Origin of the sequence: Photorhabdus sp. RM71S (assembly GCF_042879355.1) — a bacterium.
Taxonomy (GTDB): Bacteria; Pseudomonadota; Gammaproteobacteria; order Enterobacterales; family Enterobacteriaceae; genus Photorhabdus; species Photorhabdus kayaii.
Genome location: NZ_JBHFKV010000026.1, coordinates 36,990 through 59,067, shown reverse-complemented (window position 1 = coordinate 59,067; position 22,078 = coordinate 36,990). Strand labels below are relative to the sequence as shown.

Genomic DNA, 22,078 nt, shown 5'->3' with positions numbered 1-22,078 from the left:
AAACCGATTATTATGCAGAAATATCCTTTGATATTGTCTGCATAATAAGCTTTGCTCTCTGCTCCCAATTAAAACGCTCTATCACCAACATTTTTGCATAACTAACTTGTGACTTAACTTTTTCTGGATTATCCCTCAGTAACTGAATCTGTTGAGCAAAACTTTCTGCATTCTCACTGTCAGCAAAACTGACCGCATTTTCATCAGCCACATCACGAATAGAAAGAAAATCAGAGATAACCACAGGCTTATCCATCGCCATATATTCAAATAATTTTAGTGGCGAAGTATAGCGACTGCCAATGCTGGTTTTAGTTAATGGCAACAGACAAATATCATTATCTGCAATTATCTGAAAACGTAATTTAGGTTGAATAAACCCAAGAAAATTGATTTTATCGCCAACCCCCATTTGCTGAGCAATCTGCCGCAATTGCTGAATTTGCCCTGGTTCACCACCAGCAATATTCAATACTGCATTCTCAAGGTAAGCCATCGCTTTGATCGCCGTTGGAACACCTTTCCAACGATGCAAGCTGCCCAAATAAAGGATCTGAGTTGGTAATTCACCGTCGCCTGATACACGTTTATCTAATGACATCGACTCGACTGCCAACATGTCCACACCATCTGGCGCAATAACTATTAGCGTGCTGACATTATATTCACTAATAATATCATCACTGAGTAACGACGTCAGAACGAAAATAATCCTGGACTGACGATAAACAAAGTGTTCAATTTCTCTCAGCTTCTGATATTTACGCTGATTTTTATTTTCACTTAAATCATGCGATTCTTTAAATGATTGGGCAAAAATCTCATGACTTTCAAAAAATAGCGGAATTTCTGGATGTTCACACAATAAATACTTTGCCATTTTCAGATTACGGGTAAAAACGGCATCTACCCCATTTCTCTTCAACCAATGGGAAACCTGGAAATAGAACATTTTTTGGGTATTGAATGGAAAATACCATTTACGCCGGATATTGCGTAAAGATATCAGTCTAACTGATGGTGATAATGGGCGCCCCAAGATCTCTTCTGCGGTATTTTTACCTTCAGGCGTAACCAGATATACGCAGGCTCCCTGGCGAGCAAACGCATCAACATTCTGCAAAATTTGCAATGATGCTACCCGATAATCAGGAACCGGGTAGGGATCAATATAAGCAATCTTCATTATTTATCGCTTTCAGTAAACGATTTGCCGAATGCTCCCAGGTATACATTGTTTCAATCCGTTGACGAGCTGCTTTTCCCATTTTCTGCCCCCTGTCTGGTTGAGACAATAAAAAATTAACCGCATCGGCAATTGCTGAAGCATCGCCTGGCGTGACTAAAATACCCGAATTATTTTCGTTACCGACAACTTCAGGTATGCCTCCAATATAACTAGCAATCACCGGTCTGCCACACGCCATCGCTTCCGCAATTGTGATACCAAACGCTTCATCACCAATACTGGGGAAAATCCCGGCATCACCAGCAGCATAATATTCAGGCAACTGATCATGTCCTACCGGTGGATGGAAAATTATCTGTTTTTCCAGCCGTAATAGCGCAACCCGCTTTTCTAAGCGTTTCAGATCTTCACCTGACCCGATGATCAGCAATTTAACATCTTTATCCTGTAGCTGAGCCATTGCATCAATAGCAACATGCATGCCTTTCCAGCCAACCAACCTGCCGGCAAAGGTCAGCAAAAATGTTTTATCACTGATCCCAAGACGAGTTCTGACAGAAGAGTCTATCGGCCTGAATTTATTAATATCAACACCATTGTAAATCACCTTCGGGAATTGTTTAAAATGGTGCTGAATCTGCCAGGCATTAAAATGGCTGCATGCCACCCAAGCTGAAATTCGCTTACTCAGCTTTCTGTCACCCTTGAAAAAACTGGTGCCGCCGCTCATATAGCAAAATTTAGTACGGCTCTCTTTTGGCATCATTCGAGGCCAGAAAAAATCAAATGGCTTAGTCAGAATAACCCAGTCAAAATCCTCAGTAACAACTGTATCGCGAGCATGGCGAGCAAATGAGTAACGTTCAATAATACGTTGAAAACGTCGACCAATGTTAATGACTTTCTCCCTGGGAATAAATGGAAAAGTGTGAACCTGGATTGCTCTCCCATTGAGTTCTGGTTGAACATCACCCTTTCCACCAAAAATATGGATCTCATGACCGGCATCAGCCAACGCTTTCGCAAGTTCCCAGACTGCCGTCTGAATACCACCGTAAGACATAGTTACCGTGACATCAACCAAACCTATTTTCATCTTTTCTTCCTGACAACTTAGTTTCTAGTAACTTTTGCGTTGCCTGCCAGACTTGTTCAACAGATATTGCAGACATCGAGTCTTTGCGTGTGGCTTGCATATAGTGAACCGGATGTTCAATAACCACCAAATGCGAATGCTGTTGAGGTGCCAAAAAGCGGCCTGGGTGGAAACTATGATACATAGCAACCATCGCGCCGGCTAAGTGTGTCGGCCCTGTATCAACACCAATGTACAAATCAAGTTGACTCATTATTGCTGCATTCTGTCGCATTGTCAGTCTACCAACCAATGAAGTACACTTTTCAGCCCCTAACCTTTTTGCCAGTGACTGTGCAGCAATTTTACCGTCAACACTGCCTAATAACATAATATGTGACTGGGGATAACGGCTACAAATGTGTTGCGCTAATTGGTAAAAATGTTCAATCGGCCAATCACGATAAGCTTTTGCCGGGAAACTTTGTAACTGAAAACCAATCAGGAGCTTGTTCTCTAAATGATATTGCCGTATAAAACCATCAGCAAAGTGTAACTCCTTTTCACTCACACAATAATTCAACCGCCAGTCATTGACCTCAACATCTACCGCGCTAGCAAGCATGGCCCGTTCCTGTTGAGCTGGCATCAACACCTTTGGCTTTTCCACAGCCAGCCAATCAGATCGCAACGCGGACTTATCTGAAAATGAAACCGTTAAGCGTGATTTACGTTTCGCATACTGCAATAAAGGTTTATCGTCACTATATACTAAAGCCAGATCATAATGTTTACGGGTAAACCAACCACACCATTTTGCCTTACCTTTCGAAAAAGCAGTCAATTTATTGATATCACTTGTATTTTCAAGGATCTGTTTAGTCCTTTTATGAGCCATAACATCAATATTCGCACCAGGCCATTTCTGCTTTAAAGCACGGATCACCGGCGTTACCAGTAAGGTATCACCGAAACGTGCTATAACAATGACCAGAATATTCTTGATCTGCATAAGACAATTATCTAATTAATCTGCCATAAGATTCAACAAAATATACAAAAAAACCATTTTGTATACGATTGACCACAACAAGGTGATTTAACTAATAATCAACTTTAAAGTAATTTAATATCAATAAGTTGAACATTACCTAAAACCATAAGCCAAAGAATAAGGACCAGAATAAATCCTAAATAATGTTAACGTTTTTTACCTTTAATGCTGTGAAAAAAGATATTTTCCATTTTATCCAACATATTATCCATGCCAAATAAAGCCATTGCACGCTCTAATGAAGAATGACTGAATTGCAAACGCAATTCATTATTATGAATCAACAACTCTAAACTTTTCGTCAATAACTCTGTATTTCTGGGTTCCACGATATAACCCGTTTCACCATCAACTACCGCTTCGGTAATTGCACCAACGGAGGTTGATACAACAGGTATCCCACACGCCATTGCTTGCATAATGCCTTGTGGCACGCCTTCATTACCAAAAGAAGGTAATGCAAATAAATCCATCGCATTCAAACAATCAGGAACATCCTGACGGTTACCTAAAAAAATGACACTGTTTGACAAACCTTCTCGCTTTACTAAAGGTTCCAATGATTTACGTTGTGGACCATCACCAACAAACAACAGTTGCCAATCAGGATATTTCTGGTGCAGAACTTTCCAGCTTTCCAACAGATAGCGATGCCCTTTCCAGGTTCTCATGGTCGCAACAACACCTAATGTCGGTCTATCTTGAATCCCAATCCGTTGACGGCAAACTTTCTTATCTTCCGGTCGGAAACGATCTAAATCGATGCCGGTAGGCACTGATGTCATATGCTGTAATGGATAACGATTATTGGCATGCAGATGTTGGCGTAGTTTCTCACCTGTAGTCGCAATATGCCGGCACGCTTTCAGATACAACCAACGAGTTGATATTGAATTAGAAACATGAGTAGAAACATGCCTGGTTCTAACCATTGGCGGCATATGCCTTAACGTTGCACAAGCCACAGCAACCAACCATGCATCCGTCGAGCTATGTGTATTAATAACGTCAAATTGACGGCCTTCTTTTTTCAACCAACGACGCATAGCAAGAAAGCAGGACAGCCGCTTTTTTTCAATCGGCAGGGCTACGGCCGGCACACCATAAGATTTTGCTTCACGGTAGATATTAGAACTAGGACAACAGACAATAACCACCTTGTGTCCACGTTTTATCATTCCTTGGGATTCCGTCAGGATTCGGATCTCCTGACCACCCCAACCACAAGATGATTCTGTATGTAAAATATTTAATTTTTCTTTAGTCATTTCGGTTTCATATCCAGCCTACCGGAAGGCGTTAGTATAGCGAAACAGTATCTTACGTCTACGAATAACAGGATATATACCCGTCATCTTTCAAGTTGCCTCTTTGTTGGCTGCACTCGCTCACCCCGGTCACATAGTTACCTATGCTCCCGGGGATTCACTCCCTTGCCGTCGCGATGCATCTTGAAATCAATAGGGTATATATGAAATGTAGAGAAGAATCAGTGAATATCTGTTAAAACTCTTCAGACAACAAAAAACCCGGCCTAGGCCGGGTTTTTATCAAATCAACCAAAATTATTTAATCTTGGCTTCTTTATACATAACATGCTGACGAACAACTGGATCAAATTTTTTCATTTCCAGTTTCTCAGGCATAGTACGCTTGTTCTTCGTAGTGGTATAGAAGTGACCAGTACCAGCCGAAGAAACTAGCTTAATTTTATCGCGAATACCTTTAGCCATTTTTCAGCTCCTTAGTACTTCTCACCGCGGGTACGAAGCTCAGCCAAAACTGCATCGATACCCTTCTTATCAATCACACGCATACCTTTAACAGATACACGCAGAGTCACAAAACGCTTCTCGGACTCAACCCAGAAACGGTGGGAATGCAGGTTAGGCAGAAAACGACGCTTAGTCGCATTCAATGCATGAGAGCGGTTGTTACCACTCATCGGGCGTTTGCCAGTAACTTGGCAGACTCGGGACATGTCTATTCTCCAAAAATCAAATCAGCTCGAGCTTTGTATTGGGTATGGCCGCCTCGTCAGGCTTAGGAGCCCATCTCAGCAAATTCCACTGAAAAGACTCACATTTACTCAGAAAATGTGCTGAGATAGGCTCTTCTCGCCAAACCAAAGATCCTCAAAGGTGGCGTAGTATACGCCCTCAATCGCTGACGCTCAAGTCCCGCACAACCAAAGATCCATAAGGATCTTGAAAAAGTTAGCTAAATCCATCCTCGCTCAGCAAATGAAACACAACATTGCCGGCCAATAACCAGATGATCCAGCACTTTTACACCAACCAAATTACAGGCATCAATCACTTTATCTGTAACAATCTTATCTGCCAAACTTGGCTCCGCATGACCTGATGGATGATTATGGGCCAAAATAATGGATGAAGCATTCACCTTTATCGCCGATCGGACAATTTCACGAGGATGAACTTCAACTTTATTGATTGTGCCTTTAAACATTTCCTCATGACAGATGACTCTATTTTGATTATTGAGAAACAACACAACAAATATTTCCCTATCACGCCCTGATAATAGGTTTTGCAAATACTCTTGAGTCACACTTGGACTACTCATAATATCTTCATGTACGAACTGGCTGGAAAAAAAACGCTTTGCCAATTCTGCAATAGCCTGTAATTGTGCATATTTGGCTAATCCCATCCCTTTATGAGCACAAAAAGTGTCATAGTCAGCAGAGAGTAAATGGTACAGAGACCCAAATTCTTTTAGTAGAAATTCAGCCATTCGTAAAACAGGCAATCCTCTGGTTCCGGTACGTAAAAAAATAGCCAGTAACTCAGCATCTGTCAGAGAAACCGAGCCATAAGCCAACAATTTTTCTCTGGGAGCTAAATTTGAATATATTTCTCCTGTATTTTCAGCGATATCAACTTCCATATATTCATCTCCCTGCCCTATTTCACCTGATACAAACAGTATTCCATGCCTTAAACATCAGGGCGAATATCATATTCAGGAGCTGCGTAGCCGCTCGCAAATTTATCCTTTTTTACAATCAAAGTTCAGACTCTGCTCAACTCTGTAATCTCTTGTGATAAAATCTTGGCCCTTGCAACTTAATATTCGGACAATCATGATGGCAGGACTTTCCGGCAAACAGATTGTGCTCGGTATCAGCGGAGGAATAGCCGCTTACAAAACGCCCGAGCTAGTACGCCGCCTGCGTGATCGCGGCGCTCAAGTACGTGTAGTGATGACACCAGCAGCAGAAGCGTTTATTACACCAATGACGTTGCAGGCGGTTTCTGGTTATCCCGTTTCCGATGACTTGTTAGATCCGGCAGCAGAAGCTGCTATGGGGCATATTGAACTTGGTAAATGGGCTGATCTGATTATTCTCGCCCCTGCTACCGCTGATTTACTGGCGCGCCTAGTAGTCGGTATGGCAAATGATCTCGTAACAACGGTCTGTTTGGCCTCCCCAGCCCCAATTGCCGCCGTACCCGCAATGAATCAACAAATGTTTCTAGCTCAGGTAACACAACATAATCTCAAGCGCCTTGAAGAACGGGGCGTTCTCCTGTGGGGACCGGATAACGGCAGCCAAGCTTGTGGTGACGTTGGTCCCGGCAGGATGCTAAATCCTACGGAGATTGTCGAACTCGCTGAACAACATTTTCAAGCAAGCCAAGATTTAGTTCACCTAAAACTTGCTATTACCGCCGGACCAACCCGTGAAGCGCTGGATCCCGTCCGCTTTATCAGTAATCACAGCTCCGGCAAAATGGGGTTTGCTATCGCCCAAGCTGCGGCAACACGTGGTGCAGAAGTCACCCTGATCACTGGCCCCGTTAATTTACCGACACCCCCGGGAGTCAAACGAATCGACGTCACCAGCGCTCTGGAAATGAACGAACAAGTACAGGCAATAGCGGGTTCACAGAATATCTTCATTGGTTGTGCTGCGGTTGCAGACTATCGCGCTAAACAGATTGCCTCAGAAAAAATTAAAAAACAGGGTGATGAGATCACTTTTACCCTGATCAAAAACCCGGATATTGTTGCCAATGTAGCAGCAATACAAGAAAACCGCCCTTTTGTGGTTGGATTTGCGGCTGAAACCCAGAATGTGGAAGAATACGCACGAAAAAAACTGAACCAAAAACATTTGGATCTGATTTGTGCAAATGATGTATCCCTAACTGGCCACGGCTTTAACAGTGATACTAATGCATTACATTTATTCTGGCATGAGGGAGAAATCCGCTTACCTCATAGTAATAAGTTATTACTTAGCCACCATTTATTAGACGAGATAGTCAGACGCTATGATGAAAAAAATCGACGTTAAAATTCTTGACCCACGTATCGGGAAGGAATTTCCTTTGCCAACTTACGCCACGCCAGGCTCCGCAGGTTTAGATTTACGCGCTTGCCTTGACAACGCGATAGAACTAGCTCCAGGCCAAACAGAACTGCTTCCAACCGGGCTTGCTATTCATATTGGTGATGAACAACTGGCAGCCGTTATTCTGCCCCGTTCAGGCCTTGGACATAAACATGGTGTCGTTCTGGGTAATCTGGTGGGTTTGATCGATTCTGATTACCAAGGTCAGCTAATGGTTTCCGTCTGGAATCGTGGTGATAAAGCTTTCACTATCCAACCAGGCGAACGTATCGCTCAGATGGTTTTTGTACCCGTCGTTCAGGCTCAATTTAATCTGGTAGAAGATTTTGAAGCCAGCGAAAGAGGCGGCGGTGGTTTTGGTCATTCCGGTCGCCAATAAATCTCTGTAAAACCTAATACCATTTAACCCATTATCATATTCTTTGCTCAAAATGCCATTGAGCAAAGAATTACTGATTTATTTGTTTTGCTGTTCTTAACAAAGGTCTTGTCTGACATGGCAGAAAACGAAAATACAAAGAAAAGAAACAGACGCGAGGAGATCTTGCAGGCGCTGGCGCATATGTTGCAATCCAGTGATGGTAGCCATCGAATCACTACCGCTAAACTAGCCGCCAACGTAGGCGTTTCCGAAGCTGCCCTATACCGGCATTTTCCTAGTAAAACCCGGATGTTTGACAGCTTGATAGAGTTCATTGAAGATTCATTAATTTCACGGATTAACCTGATTCTGCAAGATGAAAAAGATACCATAACTCGTATTCGCCTGATATTGATCCTGATTTTGGGTTTTTCAGAAAAAAACCCAGGTCTGACCCGCATCATGACAGGTCATGCCCTGATGTTTGAACAAAACCGGCTGCAAGGGCGCATAAATCAATTATTTGAACGAATTGAAGTACAGATCCGTCAAGTTTTAAAAGAGAAAAAATTACGTGATGGACAAGGTTTCAGTTATGATGAGTCGTTATTAGCTTCTCAGTTACTCGCATTTTGTGAAGGGATGCTTTCACGTTTTGTACGCTCTGAGTTCCACTATCGTCCAACCCAAGAATTTGAAGCACGCTGGCCATTATTACTGGCTCAGCTACAATAAGTTATTCTACTACTCACCCCGCCCGTTATTGGGCGAGGGCTTTTTTTGAAGCTTATCTATCAGATACCGTACTGCACACGATAGGCTTTTACTGCATCCAGATGAGCTTTCATCTCTGGCTGACCACTCAAATAATTAATCAAATCATTCAAGGTAATAATAGAAGACACTTTGCAACCATAATCCCTTTCAACTTCCTGAATTGCCGAGATTTCACCGTTCCCACGTTCCTGACGATCAAGACAAATCATCACTCCGGCAAGCGTCGCACTATGTTGCTTGATAATCTCCATCGATTCACGGATAGCTGTACCTGCGGTAATAACATCATCAACCAGAACAACATTGCCTTTAAGTGGGCTACCAACCAAAGTACCGCCTTCGCCATGATCTTTAGCTTCCTTACGGTTAAAACAATATGGCATATCAATATTATGATGATCTGCCAGTGCCACCGCCGTTGTCGTTGCAATTGGAATACCCTTGTAAGCAGGTCCGAATAACAAATCGCACTGAATACCGCTATCCAACAATGCTGCTGCATAAAAACGCCCGATTAACGCCAAATCACGCCCAGTATTAAACAGCCCGGCATTAAAAAAATACGGGCTTTTACGTCCTGATTTCAGGGTAAATTCCCCAAATTTCAGTACCTGTTTTTTTAGCGCAAGCTCGATAAATTCGCGCTGATAGGCTTTCATTGGTGTCTCTCCTCTTTTTGAGTCATAGTTATCGCCATACAACAGGCATAAAAAAGGCGACTATCACGTCGCCTGATCAATTTATTATTTTAATGCATTTCTCTGCGCGTCAAAAATATCCTCTAATCCTCCCTTGGCAAGGGCCAATAAGGATAACAACTCATCATGACTAAATGGTTCGCCTTCCGCAGTGCCTTGCACTTCAATCATCCGGCCATCTTCCATCATCACGACGTTCATATCAGTTTCAGCGGCGGAATCTTCCACATATTCCAGATCACAACGACCTTCACCATCCACAATGCCAACAGAGACCGCGGCAACCATTGATTTCAGAGGACTCTCTTTCAGCTTGCCTGCTTCAACCATTTTATTCAACGCATCAGCTAGCGCGACACAAGCACCAGTAATAGAAGCTGTACGGGTACCGCCATCAGCCTGAATAACATCACAATCCAGTGTAATGGTGTATTCACCCAGTTTTTTCAGATCAACAGCGGCGCGTAGCGAACGGGCAATTAAACGCTGGATTTCCATCGTACGGCCGCCCTGTTTGCCTTTAGCTGCTTCACGGGCATTTCGGGTATGAGTAGAACGCGGTAACATGCCATATTCAGCCGTCACCCAGCCCTGCCCCTGACCTTTCAAGAAACGAGGAACTCCTTCTTCAACGGAGGCATTACATAACACTTTAGTATCCCCAAACTCTACTAGAACCGAACCTTCCGCGTGCTTAGTATAATGACGGGTTATAGTGATAGGACGCACTTGTTCTGCCGCTCTTCCTGTTGGGCGCATAGTGTTATCTCCGTTGTTAAATCATTATTGGGGGCGCATTATACGGCCTAACAGGGCTAATTCCTATCCTGCATCTACAACGAGCGTTATAATCTCTTAATCTTTTGTTTAAATTGGGAACGAATCATGATCCGTAGTATGACTGCTTTTGCACGGCGAGATATCAAAAGTGAATGGGGAAATGCGGCTTGGGAACTGCGCTCCGTTAATCAGCGTTATTTAGAAACTTATATCCGCCTACCAGAACAATTCAGAAGCTTGGAACCGGTGATCCGTGAACGAATTCGTTCCCGTCTGACTCGCGGAAAAGTTGAGTGTAACTTACGTTTTGAACTGGACTCACGCTCTCAAGGCGAACTTATCCTGAATGAAACCTTAGCAAAACAGCTAGTCAATGCGGCGAACTGGGTCAAACAACAGAGCAACGAAGGTGAAATCGATCCTGTTGATATTCTGCGTTGGCCTGGCGTTATGGCAGCAGAAGAGCAAGACTTAGATGCTATCAGCACTCAATTGTTGCAAGAACTGGATACAGCACTGGATGCCTTTATTCAAAGCCGTGAAGCCGAAGGCAATGCACTCAAAATTATGATTGAACAACGTTTGGACGTGGTGACCGAAGAAGTCAGTAAAGTTCGCCAACAAATGCCTGAAATCATGCAATGGCAGCGGGAACGCCTGCAAACCAAATTAGAAGAAGCACAAGTACAGCTCGAAAATAACCGTCTTGAGCAAGAGTTAGTTTTACTGGCCCAACGTCTTGATGTGGCAGAAGAGTTGGATCGCCTCGATGCCCACGTCAAAGAAACCCGTAATATTCTAAAGAAAAAAGAAGCGGTCGGCCGCCGCCTGGATTTTATGATGCAGGAATTCAACCGCGAATCTAATACACTTGCCTCCAAATCTATCAACACCGATATCACTAACTCCGCCATTGAATTGAAGGTGCTAATCGAGCAGATGAGGGAGCAGATTCAGAATATTGAGTGATATTTCAGACGATCTCACATTGTCTCACCATTAGTAGAACCCTCTCAAACAGCCCGTAAAATCGGGCTGTTCTTTTATCATAATGTCTCATCACGTATCACTAAAGCGCATGTTTTCTAACATAGGAACATGTCTACCCTGATGGGAGTGTAGTTCAAGCAAAACCATATCCAATACTTTAACGAGGTATGGCTATCTTCTCATGCAGCACGATACTTTGAGCAACGAGATCAACAAGCATTGCAGTTTGTAAAAACACTTCTTCTACCAACTCCGTAATAATAAAAATTGCAGTGACTCCTAAAAAGTAATCACTGCAATTTTTACATATTAACCGACGGGTTAATACTGGAATAATATAAAGGACTCTTTAACGAAACTATGGATAAATAACCGCAATAATGGCTTGAATGCTTTTTAAATTCAGCAAAATACTTATGGCATTTTTGGTACGATTAAGTCCCACATATGCCAAATACTGATTTCACCGGGATCACCGCCATTTAAATATTTCCATTGCCGTTTATGTGTGCTCACAGCTGTTATTGGCGTAAATATATTAGACGTCTTTAAATACTTTCCATTAGACTCATTACTTTGAAGTTCTTTTTCTTTAGCTAATTGTGTTTCAAGTGATGATATTTCGCGAAACTTCGGCTTTTGGTAAGCCAACATAATTCCGGCCTGCATAGTCCATCCGTAGTCACCACCAACAAAACGCGACATCCCCTCAGTTGTATACAGATACATTGGTTTTGCCATACATACAACCTTACTCTCGATATAAATTCCAACGAGCCTACGGGTTATCGAAAGAGGATTATTGGAAAGACGTATAATGAGATCTGGCTGCTTATTAAGAAGCTTTCCATTGTAATTAGGAACATTTTCTCCCCGACAAACGGTTTCGAAAGTATCACCAGAGAAACCAGGAACTATCGGTATTTCCATTTCTAACATCTGCAATAGCAGATTACAAATGGCATCAGTATAAACATCCTCTTCAGGAGCTCCCGGACTTATACTGACAAGATGCTTTGCAGGGTTTGCATTAATTTCCGCCCAAACATACTTTATAGCTTGTGCAACTACACGAATAATATTCGGTGGGACTTGCACGGGAAAACCATTTTGTGTAGTCACGTATGGTAAAGGATTTCCGACGAGCCCTGTCATTTGTATCCCCTATTCAACACTGGATGACCACGTTTAATCAAATCAAGAGCTAATGTTCTTGCTGATGTACTTGACCAATATCGCCGTTGATTGAGAATTCCTAAATATAACGAGTCTTTAAACGGAATTTCAACTAATGAAGCATCCAAGAAATCTCCCATTCCTATTGTAGTCATTAGGTGTTCAGAACTTGGGATTTCACTCTTTTCTTGTTCGCCAAGTCGTATAAAAACCCATGGAGAAAAAACACCAACGTCCAATATTTCAATACATAATGGTGTATCGCTCATATCAAATGGCAGCAGTGTCGTTTGTAAAATCTGCTTGAATCGCTCAATAATCTTTTTATCCACAGCTTTTACGGCATTAGTGCGAATAGCTTTATATGGCAGGCCTAAAGAAAGCCTATCGTTAATAAGGTTAACATCTCCAACTCTTAGGTGATATAGTTTTCGAATAAAAGTTTCTACTAAATTCTCAACATCATCACTGCTTGTAAGGAACGCTTCCTTAATTAAAACTAATTGATTTTTAAGTTCTTCACTCAATTCATTCAACGGGCAAAATGGAAACATTTCTGCCTCAACCTTCTGTAGAGTGCTTCTCTCACAACCCATTTTACTACTCGTCATTAATGTGAAATACAAAAACAATCGACTATTAAACAAAGTAGATAAATATACTGCTAGTAATTCTGGCTCAGGTGATTTCTTACAACTATATCCGATATAAGAACGATTATAAGCTACATTTTGAAATGTAAGGATTGCCATTGGGCAATTATCTTTAGAACTAGGCGACTCTCTCAATAATACTAAAGGAGCATCATAGTTTTCTTGCTCGCGCAATCTATGAACACGTTGAAATTGAAAATCTGAAAAAGTATCAACTGGGGCGATATACCAATTGGCATCCTGCGGCTTCGGCATATTTTTCATACCATAAAGAAAAGCAGAATCAACTCCGGGGACGTCAACTTGTTTGGTTTGATAACCATGAGTAGCAGGTATATTTAGATCTTTTAGATAATCTGCAATACTTTTTGGATATAGATTTTCAATTCGTTCTATTAACTCAATATCTAAAGCATTTCCCTTAGCCAAGGTCTTAAATAAATGACTAGTCTTCTCAATCATCGCCACATCTGATGTCCATGCATCTTTGCTGTCAACACGAATACGGCCAACTCGATTCAGTGCAGGATCTTCAACAGGTGTGACAGCATGAAATTGGCTCCCTTTATGTGCGCGTTTATTACGAGCAACCAGCAAACAGAAATGTGCCGACATATTCGGCCATACAAAAGTATTACGCAGTTCCATTCCATTCAGGATATAGTTCACTTCTATCCCTTGAAAAAGGCTAACACGAGCCGCATGACCAATTGAAGAAATTTTCGTAAGGAGACGGCCATGAAGTGCGAATGCAAGAATTCCATTAGGTTTTGCTAACCGAGTAGATGCCCAAACAAATGGAAGATCAGGTACACCATCAGGGTTGGGTACCGCTTCCAGTCCACGTTCAGTCATATGCGTAGCAACTATCGAATTAAGAACATCACGACGTATTGAATTTTTAGTTGCAGTCCAAGGTGGATTTCCTATAACTAAATCAAATTTTCCCTCATAAGATTCAAGTGATTCTGGTGAAAGGCTACCAAGATTTAATTCAGGATGATATTTGTCCCATTTTTCGGCGGCTATAAGAACCGCATCCTGTAAAGGAGTAAAAACTAAATCTTTTAATTTTTCGGCTTCAGGATCAAGTTCTAATGCAGTTAAATATATCGCTAATGCTGTTAGTTGTCTTGCAGCAGGGTTAATATCAAAACCAACTAATTGATTATTGAGAATATTGCGAATAACACGCGTATTAGGTTGTACCCCCGTAGCTTGCCAATTCTCCTTAACTAAGCGTCTAAACGCTGATAAAAGGAAAACTCCCCCCCCGGAAGCTGGATCAAGAACGCGCGACTTATACGCATCAGTTCCAAGCGACTTAAAAGCATGATTTATTAAGTTTTCAGCAATGTAGTGTGGTGTATAATAGACACTATCTCTCTTTGCGGCACGTTTATCGAAACGGTGAGAAAATACCTCATATACTTGACTTAATAACCCCACGGGCAAATAAGAAAAATGTAAGTCCCCCCAAGAAAACTGAGTTTGATAAACTCCCTTACCAAGTGGCCGATCCCCATGCATAATGGCGGTCAGATCATTAAGAACCGCAGTACGAGAGTCTAAACACTGGAAATACTCGATAGAGCCTTTATCTGGGAGTTCTAAAAGATCACCATTGAAAGTTTTGTCTAACCAACGACAAGCCGCAAATGCAGATTTTGCTGTACTGAAACAGTCCTGAATCTTATCTACATCTGGTAATGGACTAACTTCAGGAATAATTCCTCGATCCCCTAGGAACCGCATAAATAGCGCCCGACCAACAAGAGCCAAAACCTCGCTTGGGTCTATGCCTTTGGCGTGAACAAGATGGTCTGTAACTGAGTTGAGCAATTCGAGCATGAGTTCATGTGCGCCGAAGTTAACTCCACTTTTAGAGTTAACTAGAACATCACCTGTCATCAATCGAGCAAGGATACCAGGTTCTAGCTGGTTAACCTCAAATAACGGCGGCTGATCATTGCGTATGTTAGACAAAGCATAGACTTGAACAATACCGGGTCTAACAACAGCTGCATAAGGAGCGTCAGCCCGAAGGCCCAGAAAACGTATAGAATCTTGCAATTCTCTTTCAGACACGCTGCTCGTCTTTTGATCATCAATGATATAAATGAATGGCTGCTCATCGTGCAAAACGACTGCGTTAGGCACAAATTTATGTTGCTCACCAGCGCGCACTAAGCCAATAAAATCCAAATGCTCTGGAGATAATAAAGTTGGTCTAAGCTCTAATACCTTATCCTCAGGTACACTCAAGGCAGCAGCAACATTTATTGCAGTGATTGATGCTCCCATAAATGTCTGACGCTCCGATTCAAATTTAACCTTGACAATGTATAGCTTTATCCTAAACCATTGGATTCTAGAACGACAGGTTTATTTAGTGAAAATTACGCTTAGGGTCAAAAGAACGCTACAGGGTCTCTCTTAAGCTCGTGAATGTAAACACTTAGAAAAGGCTCTACCTTACTTTGCCGTGTACTTATACGCGTACATAACAGAATACAAAAAACAATAAAATCAATATATACCCTATGGATTTCAAGATGCATCGCGACGGCAAGGGAGTGAATCCCCGGGAGCATAGCTAACGATGTGACCGGGGTGAGCGCATGCAGCCAACTAAAGAGGCAACTTGAAAGATAACGGGTATATAAACATCATATTCAACATTCAGATTCATCAGGCGATCTCTGATCGTCTCACCCAGATAAAGCCATTGTAAATAATGGCTTCAGACCGCTGACAAACCCTCCTCTATCAGCCACTTACATAATGCGTAAAACCATTGTTGTCTTGTGTCATCAAACGTATCAACTTTGGATGGATAAATAATTTCTCTTTACCAACAACTTTCTCTTGTAATACCCCAATGTCGACCAACTGTTTTAAATAGACCGAAGCAGTTTGACGTTTAGCAATATCACACTCAACCAAATTACTAATACGGCAGTAAGGTTGTTCAAATATCACCTGTACCAGCTCATGACTGTAAATTTTAGGCAGACTTTGCTTTATATACTCACTGGTATGTTCAATTAGTTCTCTTACCGCTACAATTTTATCCGTAGTCCATTTAGCCGTTTGCTCTACTGCGGTTAACATATAGATAATCCACTCTTCCCATTTGCCAACAGCGGTAACTTGGGAAAGTAGCCGATAATAATCACTCTTATGTTGTACAATGTAGCGACTTAAATAAAGAATTGGCAATGTCAAAAGCTGCTGTTCAATAAGATAAAGAATATTAATGATACGGCCGGTACGTCCATTGCCATCAGTAAATGGATGAATAGCCTCAAACTGGTAGTGAGCAATAGCCATCTTGATTAATGGGTCGATTCCATCTTCTGCATGAAGAAATTGCTCCCAATTGCTGAGTAAATCACGTATCTGAGATTCTCCTTCTGGCGGCGTATAAATAATCTCACCCGTTGCCTGATTACTCAGCGTTGTACCAGAAACTTTGCGAATATTCATATCAACAGCTTTTAGTCGACTACAAACTTCAATAACTGTATTCGTGCATAGTGGCCGCCGAGTTAATTGTATGAACCCTTCATAAAGTGCAGTACGGTAGCGTAGTGCTTCTTTCGTTGCAGGATCAGCCAGACTGTCTTCTTGTGCATATTGGAACAGTTTGTCTGAAGTAGTAACAATATTTTCGATTTCTGAGCTGTCTTTTGCTTCCAGCAGTGGCAACAAGTTAATGAGTAAGCCCTGATTAGGCAACAATTCACCAGCTTGCTTAAGCTCTGCCAGTGCAGCTCTGGCAGGTATACAGGCTTTTAATACTGCAATGGACTCCATCACCTTTATGGTTGGTGGCAATAAGGGAATAGCATTAAAAGGCGCATCGGGCTGCCATGTCATGTTTATATTTCCTATTTTTTTCGACACGTTGCGAGTATATGTTGACGACATCGACACGTAAAGGATTCATGTTGATAAAATCGAAAAATTTCGACATGTAAAGGCTTCATGTCGATAGAATCGACATACGGAAATCATAGCGAATAACACAGCATGAATGGAGCAACCAGTCTACAAGAACGAGTCGAACGACTGGTTGCTTAAGCCTGATTAAACTGCGCTGCTACTTTCTCGGCTGCCTTCTCCGTTAAACATAAAAAACAGCGCACCCGTCAGTAATATCAATCCACCAGATATCATTAAAAGAGATTGAATACTAATATAGTCAGCAATTGGGCCAAACAGCACCATACCTAATGGCAGAGAGCAAGACAAAGCGATCTGAACTAAACTAAATACCCTGCCCATCATCTCAGGTTCGACTCTTTCCTGAAAAACCGCTGTTATCGGTGCGTTAAAACAAGGTGTTACCACACCTAAAAAGACATTCAGTACTAAATAAAGTGGGAACCAATAGGCATTACCAAGAGCGATCATAAATATGCCAAAAAACGCGCAAGCTATCGCCGTTATACGCATTTTATTTTTATATTCACTCCAGAAAGAAATCAGTAATCCACCTAAAACCGCGCCAGCACTAAATGTCATTTCATTAATGGCTAAACGCCACGGCTCTTCCCCAAATGTCCTATTAACTAATAAAGGTGTCAAAAATGCAGCCGGACTAATCAAAAAGCAGACACAAATCAAAAAAATCAAAAGATTTCTGATTAATTTATTCTCTTGCAGATAACGGAAACCCGCTAAGATTGCCTGAAATTTATTATCCGGTATGGAATCAGAAGCAATTTTAGGAATAGGAATAAACGCAACAATGCTGATGCCGATAATAGCAGTCGTTACGTCTACTAAAAAAATATTTTCCATTGAAGTTTGAGAATATAAAAAGCCACTGATAGCAGGAGATGCCAACATCATCAGTGAAGTCAAAGAAGTATGAATACCATTGACCCGCAGCAATTTCTCTTTCGGCACAAGTTGCGGAATAATAGCATTAACAGCCGGCATCTGGATGCCCGTCCCGAACGAGCGGACAATCAGTGCGACAAATAACAACTCAATGCTCTTAAATCCGAACATAAAAGAGATTGCCAAACCAAGCGTTACTAATGCAATTAACGCATCAGAGGCAATACTGAGCAGCTTACGGCTATAAGTATCCGCCCAAACACCGGCAAATAAAGAGATCAACACCTGAGGAAGAAATGCACAGAGTACCGAAATAGCCAGCATTTCTCCCGATGAAGTACTCAGGGTGATATACCAAACGATAGAGAACTGGACAATGGAAGAACCTAGCAAAGAAATTGTTTGAGCTGATAAAAATAAAGCCGTTTTGCGTTTCCAACCTGGAAGTAATGCACTCATTTTAACTACGCCCCTTAAAACCTAAGAGGCGCAGAGTCTGAAAATAATTATTCAAACACAAACTCCTCTAGTTCTTTTATTGTTGGTGCACCAGCAGCACCAGAACGGTTGACGACAATAGCAGCAACACGATTGCCAAGTTCAACAGCATCTCTCAGCAACATTCCCTGAGATAATCCCGCAAGCATACCACTACTATGGGCATCACCAGCGCCAATGGTATCTACCACTTTCACTTTATAAGCAGCAACATATTCTGGGTCACTATCAGGCAGACATATCCATGTGCCCTGCGAACCTAACCGGCAGATAATAGTGATTTTTCTTTCGCTGGAATAACGGCTAACTTGGGCGACAGGATCACCTTCTCCGCACAATATAGCAACTTCATCACGATTAAGTGTCAGAATGGTCCGGTCAGCAGGTAATGCATTAAGAAAAGCGGAATCTATTTCTGGTAACCGTGGGCCAAAATCCAGTAATAACGTTTGCCCGGATGGTGACGCCAGTAACCAATTACACAAAATCGCCGTCGATTTACTCGCCATAACATAACCACTAGAGTAGATATATCCCCTTTCCGGCAAAACAATAGAAGAGAGCATTGCCGTACTCCAGTCCACTTCACAACCACTCACGGAGACAAAACTTCTTTCACCGTCCGGTTCAACCATTGCCAAACACCAACCATTATCAAGAGATGAATGGGTCAATGTGACCTCAAGCCCAAGGTCTTGCATCTCTTTGGTGATCTGCTCCCCCCAGCATCCGTTACCAACCGGTATACCATTAATCACAGGGATTTGTAGGCGAACCAAAGCCCGAGCAACATTAAAACCAGAACCACCAATCTGCCGATCAATTTCTTTAGCTTCCTGATCTGCTCCACTACGGGGAAGCCTCGGTAAACTAAGAATAATATCTCCCGCCGCCGCACCAATTACAGTAATCGGTAGTAAACCCGCCATCAGGCTCTCCTCTTACCGGCCTAAATATCAGCCATAGTCATATCAAAATTGAAAAAGAAACAGATAAATCGCTTAGGAATGAAAACTTGCAGCAATGATTGCCGAATTTACATATATAAGAAACACTTATACTTTAACATTAATCGGGTTCAATAAAAGTTAACCTGTATCAATTATGTGATACCAACGTGATTGATCTCCAATTTATCGGTCATAGAGCAATAACAATCCCTGTGTGAAATAGTGACACATAACCATTATTATCAAGATATATGAAAATTCATGGAAAAAATTGATTAATTCATAAAATTTACCTCATGATGAGAGCCAAAATGAATGAAAAAGTAAAGCGTCCCAATAATTATAAGAAGTTATTTAATCGATGAAAGTATTAGCACTTTTCCAGCCGGCCGTATTTAAATACGAAATGCGTTCAAAAGTAACATTTTTATCTGATTACTGCCCAAGCACACTTTTATGATAAACAACGGTAAATAAAATAGCCCTATTGGGACAAACAGTGAATCGATTTTATTGTATTTTCAACGGCATGTTATCAGTGTAAGATAAAAATTTATAATTTTATATTCTTAATCCATAAATCAAGTTTATCATAACAAATAAAAATTTAAGTTAAGAAATTAATCATAAATATAAAATTTATTTAATTGGTTATTAATGACGATTACTTAAACATAATATTTATACCCTATGGATTTCAAGATGCATCGCGACGGCAAGGGAGTGAATCCCCGGGAGCATAGCAAACTATGTGACTGGGGTGAGCGAGTGCAGCCAACAAAGAGGCAACTTGAAAGATAACGGGTATATATCCATAGATATTATTACTGTTCTATATAACTGTAATTATTAATTAATGAAGCATTTATCAATCTTACAAATTACCTTTACAGGAAATCCTACTTTGAAAAAACACATCATTATTCAATCGGCAAAACAACGGCCTGATTTGAAAGGTGCAGCTGATGCGCTTCTTTACAATAACTGGCCTTTATTTATGCTGAATTCTTCAGCGGATGATGGATACTGGGATGAATTATTCGAGCCAGATTTCAGCCAATTCCAACAATTTGCTATTTTGCAACAAGGGAAAGAGCAAAAATTAATTGGTACTGCTAATTCGATGCCTTTCCCTTGGGAAGGCGATTCATTAAAGCAATTGCCGGATAATGCTTGGGATGAAGTTTTTCGCAGAGGTATGATTGCTCGAGGAAAAGCAGTAACAAAAATGTTGTCAGCACTGTCGGTAACGATATCTCCTGAATTTCGCGGCAAGAATTTACCGGCATTACTTATTGGTAGCTTAAAGCTGGCGGCTATTGATGCGGGGCTGGAAGGGCTAGTTGTTCCTGTCAGGCCGACGTTGAAACAAAATTACCCATTGCAGGATTTTGTACAATACTGTGGATGGAAGAATGACAACAATGAACCTTTTGATCCTTGGATTCGGACACACTGGCGCCTAGGAGCAAAGATTATTCGACCGGCTATGCACTCAATGTATATAAATGCCACGCTCGATAAATGGCAAGAATGGACAGGAATGAAATTTCCGCAAAGTGGGCAGTATATTATTCCTGGAGGTTTAGTACCGCTAGAAGTGGATATACAACAACAAATGGGTTATTACATTGAACCCAACCTATGGATGTTTCACAACTTGCATGCGTGATTTAGTATTATTGAGGCAATCGCTGTTGATTTAAGATGAAAATAAACTTTTCATCTTAATCACAGGGGGAATATGGGAACTCTTGATACTACATATTTCTGGCTCATTTAACTTATTAATCTCTCAGCATGGGTATAAATCGTCGCTTTTCCGGGTTTACAAAAACCAACCAAGGTTAAATGACATCGGTCAGCGATTTCTACCGCCAATGAAGTTGCTGCTGAAACAGCCAATAAAATCTCAACACCACAGATGGCTGACTTTTGTACCATCTCATAACTGGCACGGCTGGATACCAAAACAGCGCCTTGCTGCCAGCCTGTTTTTGCCTTCATGCCTAGCATCTTGTCCAGTGCAACGTGCCGACCTATATCCTCACATCCGCCCAATAATTTGCCTTCCGAATTGATCCAACTTGCTGCATGAGTGCAACCTGTCAATGCACCGATATCTTGGACACTAGTCAGTTGAGAGAGAGCATGATCAAGCTGGCTCAATGAAAAGGTTTGAGTGAAAGGCAACGGGGTGATCGGGCGAAAAATATCAGAAAGTTGTTCTGTTCCGCAGATGCCGCAACCTGTTCGTCCCGCCAGATTACGTCTGCGCTCTTTCAAACCCGTAAAACGGCGGCTAGAAAGTTCTATTTGCAACTCAATTCCACCGCTACAATGAGCGATAATATCAATACCACGAATCTCGTGTTGAGATTCAATGATGCCTTCGGAAAGTGAAAACCCAATAGCAAAATATTCGAGATCTTTGGGACTTGCCATCATCACAACATGCGAAATACCGTTATAAACTAAAGCAACAGGAACTTCTTCTGCAATCCAATCAGCTTTTAATATGTCAGGACAGTGTTTTTGTTGCACGTTCGTTCTTTTTGCGCCCTCAATCACACCAAATGGTAACAACTTCCCTGGTTTTACGTTATACATTAGATGAATTCCTAATAGTGTTACGGCACAAT

20 protein-coding genes are annotated in these 22,078 nt (G+C 41.6%); 5 read left to right on the top strand and 15 right to left on the bottom strand.

What is annotated here, in order from left to right; genetic code table 11:
• Positions 1-10 precede the first annotated feature (10 nt).
• The 7 genes from ACGF5R_RS14525 to radC form a co-directional block, all read right to left on the bottom strand.
• Positions 11-1,186, bottom strand: a complete 1,176-nt coding sequence (locus ACGF5R_RS14525) for a glycosyltransferase family 4 protein (RefSeq protein ID WP_112877825.1) — start codon at positions 1,184-1,186, stop codon at positions 11-13.
• Positions 1,167-2,285, bottom strand: coding sequence for a glycosyltransferase family 4 protein (locus ACGF5R_RS14520; RefSeq protein WP_387691404.1), 1,119 nt, complete (start codon positions 2,283-2,285; stop codon positions 1,167-1,169). Before ACGF5R_RS14520 ends, ACGF5R_RS14525 begins: the two co-directional genes overlap by 20 nt.
• Positions 2,266-3,276, bottom strand: coding sequence for a glycosyltransferase family 9 protein (locus ACGF5R_RS14515; protein WP_387691402.1), 1,011 nt, complete (start codon positions 3,274-3,276; stop codon positions 2,266-2,268). The genes ACGF5R_RS14520 and ACGF5R_RS14515 overlap by 20 nt, the downstream gene beginning before the upstream one ends.
• 188 nt (positions 3,277-3,464) lie before the next feature.
• On the bottom strand, positions 3,465-4,586 hold the full coding sequence (locus ACGF5R_RS14510; protein ID WP_112877828.1) for a glycosyltransferase family 4 protein: 1,122 nt from the start codon (positions 4,584-4,586) through the stop codon (positions 3,465-3,467).
• 297 nt (positions 4,587-4,883) lie between these two features.
• Complete coding sequence (gene rpmG / locus ACGF5R_RS14505; protein ID WP_010847629.1) at positions 4,884-5,051, bottom strand: 50S ribosomal protein L33; 168 nt, start codon at positions 5,049-5,051, stop codon at positions 4,884-4,886.
• Between the two features lie 11 nt (positions 5,052-5,062).
• Positions 5,063-5,299, bottom strand: a complete 237-nt coding sequence (rpmB, locus tag ACGF5R_RS14500; RefSeq protein ID WP_011148921.1) for a 50S ribosomal protein L28 — start codon at positions 5,297-5,299, stop codon at positions 5,063-5,065.
• Positions 5,300-5,538: 239 nt separating this feature from the next.
• Entirely contained in the window at positions 5,539-6,231 is a 693-nt protein-coding gene (radC, locus tag ACGF5R_RS14495) for a DNA repair protein RadC (protein WP_112877829.1), read from the bottom strand.
• A 196-nt stretch (positions 6,232-6,427) separates the two neighbouring features.
• Between radC and coaBC the strand changes: the two genes are divergently transcribed.
• The 3 genes from coaBC (at position 6,428) to slmA (ending at position 8,798) form a co-directional block, all read left to right on the top strand.
• The gene (gene coaBC / locus ACGF5R_RS14490; RefSeq protein WP_387691399.1) at positions 6,428-7,645 is read left to right on the top strand and encodes a bifunctional phosphopantothenoylcysteine decarboxylase/phosphopantothenate--cysteine ligase CoaBC; all 1,218 of its coding nucleotides are present in this window, start codon (positions 6,428-6,430) and stop codon (positions 7,643-7,645) included.
• On the top strand, positions 7,623-8,081 hold the full coding sequence (dut, locus tag ACGF5R_RS14485; protein WP_112877831.1) for a dUTP diphosphatase: 459 nt from the start codon (positions 7,623-7,625) through the stop codon (positions 8,079-8,081). The genes coaBC and dut overlap by 23 nt, the downstream gene beginning before the upstream one ends.
• A gap of 117 nt (positions 8,082-8,198) precedes the next feature.
• Positions 8,199-8,798, top strand: a complete 600-nt coding sequence (gene slmA / locus ACGF5R_RS14480; RefSeq protein WP_112877832.1) for a nucleoid occlusion factor SlmA — start codon at positions 8,199-8,201, stop codon at positions 8,796-8,798.
• 59 nt (positions 8,799-8,857) lie between these two features.
• Here the strand turns inward: slmA and pyrE are convergent, their stop codons facing one another.
• The gene (gene pyrE, locus ACGF5R_RS14475) at positions 8,858-9,499 is read right to left on the bottom strand and encodes an orotate phosphoribosyltransferase (protein ID WP_112877833.1); all 642 of its coding nucleotides are present in this window, start codon (positions 9,497-9,499) and stop codon (positions 8,858-8,860) included.
• An 84-nt stretch (positions 9,500-9,583) separates the two neighbouring features.
• Positions 9,584-10,297: a ribonuclease PH gene (gene rph / locus ACGF5R_RS14470; protein ID WP_112877834.1), complete on the bottom strand. Its 714-nt coding sequence runs from the start codon at positions 10,295-10,297 to the stop codon at positions 9,584-9,586.
• A 126-nt stretch (positions 10,298-10,423) separates the two neighbouring features.
• Here rph and ACGF5R_RS14465 point away from each other — a divergent pair, with 126 nt between their 5' ends.
• Positions 10,424-11,287 (top strand): YicC/YloC family endoribonuclease, encoded by an 864-nt coding sequence (locus ACGF5R_RS14465; protein ID WP_112877835.1) that lies wholly within the window; start codon positions 10,424-10,426, stop codon positions 11,285-11,287.
• 435 nt (positions 11,288-11,722) lie between these two features.
• On the opposite strand, the gene ACGF5R_RS14460 is transcribed toward ACGF5R_RS14465, so the two are convergent.
• The 5 genes from ACGF5R_RS14460 to ACGF5R_RS14440 form a co-directional block, all read right to left on the bottom strand.
• The gene (locus ACGF5R_RS14460; RefSeq protein WP_112877836.1) at positions 11,723-12,463 is read right to left on the bottom strand and encodes a hypothetical protein; all 741 of its coding nucleotides are present in this window, start codon (positions 12,461-12,463) and stop codon (positions 11,723-11,725) included.
• Positions 12,460-15,441, bottom strand: coding sequence for an N-6 DNA methylase (locus tag ACGF5R_RS14455; protein WP_112877837.1), 2,982 nt, complete (start codon positions 15,439-15,441; stop codon positions 12,460-12,462). Before ACGF5R_RS14455 ends, ACGF5R_RS14460 begins: the two co-directional genes overlap by 4 nt.
• A 465-nt stretch (positions 15,442-15,906) precedes the next feature.
• A complete protein-coding gene (gene fic, locus ACGF5R_RS14450) occupies positions 15,907-17,019 on the bottom strand; it encodes a protein adenylyltransferase Fic (RefSeq protein WP_112877838.1) in 1,113 nt (370 codons plus the stop codon).
• Positions 17,020-17,229: 210 nt separating this feature from the next.
• Entirely contained in the window at positions 17,230-18,447 is a 1,218-nt protein-coding gene (locus ACGF5R_RS14445) for an MFS transporter (protein ID WP_112877839.1), read from the bottom strand.
• Between the two features lie 47 nt (positions 18,448-18,494).
• Positions 18,495-19,415 carry a carbohydrate kinase family protein gene (locus ACGF5R_RS14440; protein ID WP_387691397.1) on the bottom strand — a complete coding sequence of 307 codons (921 nt, stop codon included), beginning with the start codon at positions 19,413-19,415 and terminating at the stop codon, positions 18,495-18,497.
• Positions 19,416-20,340: 925 nt separating this feature from the next.
• Between ACGF5R_RS14440 and ACGF5R_RS14435 the strand changes: the two genes are divergently transcribed.
• Positions 20,341-21,108 (top strand): transferase, encoded by a 768-nt coding sequence (locus ACGF5R_RS14435; RefSeq protein ID WP_387691395.1) that lies wholly within the window; start codon positions 20,341-20,343, stop codon positions 21,106-21,108.
• 107 nt (positions 21,109-21,215) lie between these two features.
• On the opposite strand, the gene fdhD is transcribed toward ACGF5R_RS14435, so the two are convergent.
• Positions 21,216-22,046 carry a formate dehydrogenase accessory sulfurtransferase FdhD gene (gene fdhD / locus ACGF5R_RS14430; RefSeq protein WP_387691393.1) on the bottom strand — a complete coding sequence of 277 codons (831 nt, stop codon included), beginning with the start codon at positions 22,044-22,046 and terminating at the stop codon, positions 21,216-21,218.
• Between the last annotated feature and the right edge of the window lie 32 nt (positions 22,047-22,078).